Genomic DNA, 1386 nt, shown 5'->3' on the forward strand with positions numbered 1-1386 from the left:
GCCCTGGCCGTGGCCGCGGACATCCGCGCCGGACGCCCCGCCCGCCTGGACGCCGAGGGCGACGACCTCGACGTCGCCCCGGGACTCGTCGTCGTGGCCGCGCCGCCGGACGTGACCGCCGACGTCGTGGTCGACTCGCTGCGCCGCTGGCCCGCGGCCGTGGTGGTGGACATCGCCTCGGTGAAGGAGGCGGTCGCCGCGGGCGTGCGCGCTGCCGTCGACGACGGCCGCCTGGCCCCGCAGGACGCCGACCGGTACCTCGGGACGCACCCGATGGCCGGCTCCGAGCGGTCCGGTCCCGTGGCGGCCCGCGGCACCCTGTTCACGCAGGCGCCGTGGGTGCTGTGCCCGACGGACACGACGCACCCGGGCGCCCTCGCGGCCGGTCGGGCGCTCGCGCGGACGCTGCAGGCCACCCCGTACCGGATGGCGGCCCGCGCCCACGACGAATCGGTCGCGCTGATCTCGCACCTGCCGCAGATCGCCGCCTCGCTCGTGGCCTCCCGCCTGCAGGACACCCCGGACCAGGCGCTCGCCCTGGCCGGCAACGGGCTGCGGGACACCACCCGGATCGCAGCGTCGGACCCGCAGCTGTGGGTGCAGATCCTCTCCGGCAACGCCGGGCGGATCGTGCCGGCGCTGCACGGGCTGCGGGCGGACCTGGACCGGCTGATCCGCACCCTGGAGGACCCCTCCGCCCCCGGGGCGCGGCTGGACATGGCGCAGCTGATCGCCGAGGGCAACGCCGGTCGGGCACGGGTGCCCGGCAAGCACGGGGCGCCGCCGCAGGCGTTCGCGGTGGTCACGGTGATCGTGGACGACGCCCCCGGGCAGATCGCGGCCCTCCTCGACGAGGTCGGCCGCACGGACGTGAACGTGGAGGACCTGCGGCTCGAGCACGCCTCGGGCCACCGGGTCGGCATGGTGGAGATCTCCGTGCTGCCCGGCCGCAGGGACGAACTCGTGGCGGCGCTGACCGCCGCCGGATGGAAGGTGGTCTGAGATGACCGAGCACACCCGCGACGACGTCGCACCCGCGCCGCTCGTGGTGGCGGTGGACGGCCCCTCGGGCTCGGGCAAGTCGTCCGTGTCCAAGGCCGTGGCCCGGCGTCTCGGCGCCGCGTACCTGGACACCGGCGCCATGTACCGCGCCGTGGCGTGGCACTGCCTGCACGAGGGCGTCGACCTGGCCGATGCGGAGGCCGTGGCGGCGGCCGCCGTCGCCATGGACCTGGACCAGTCCACCGACCCGGACGTCGAGGCCGTGCGGGTCGGCGGCACGGACGTCACCGAGGCGATCCGCGGCCCCGAGGTCACGGACACGGTCTCCACCGTCGCCGTGGTCATCCCGGTGCGCGAGGAGCTGCATCGTCGCCAGCGGGCGGC

The 1386-nt window shown here is 76.5% G+C and carries 2 protein-coding genes; both read left to right on the forward strand.

Features of this window, described 5'->3' with window-relative positions:
- A partial coding sequence (locus HMPREF3105_RS00875; RefSeq protein ID WP_070708551.1) for a prephenate dehydrogenase occupies positions 1-1002 on the forward strand: 1002 nt, incomplete at its 5' end.
- 1 nt (position 1003) lies between these two features.
- The coding region (locus HMPREF3105_RS00880; protein WP_210401410.1) for a (d)CMP kinase at positions 1004-1386 on the forward strand (383 nt) is incomplete at its 3' end.

Source organism: Micrococcus sp. HMSC31B01 (assembly GCF_001816085.1).
Classification (GTDB): Bacteria; Actinomycetota; Actinomycetes; order Actinomycetales; family Micrococcaceae; genus Micrococcus; species Micrococcus luteus.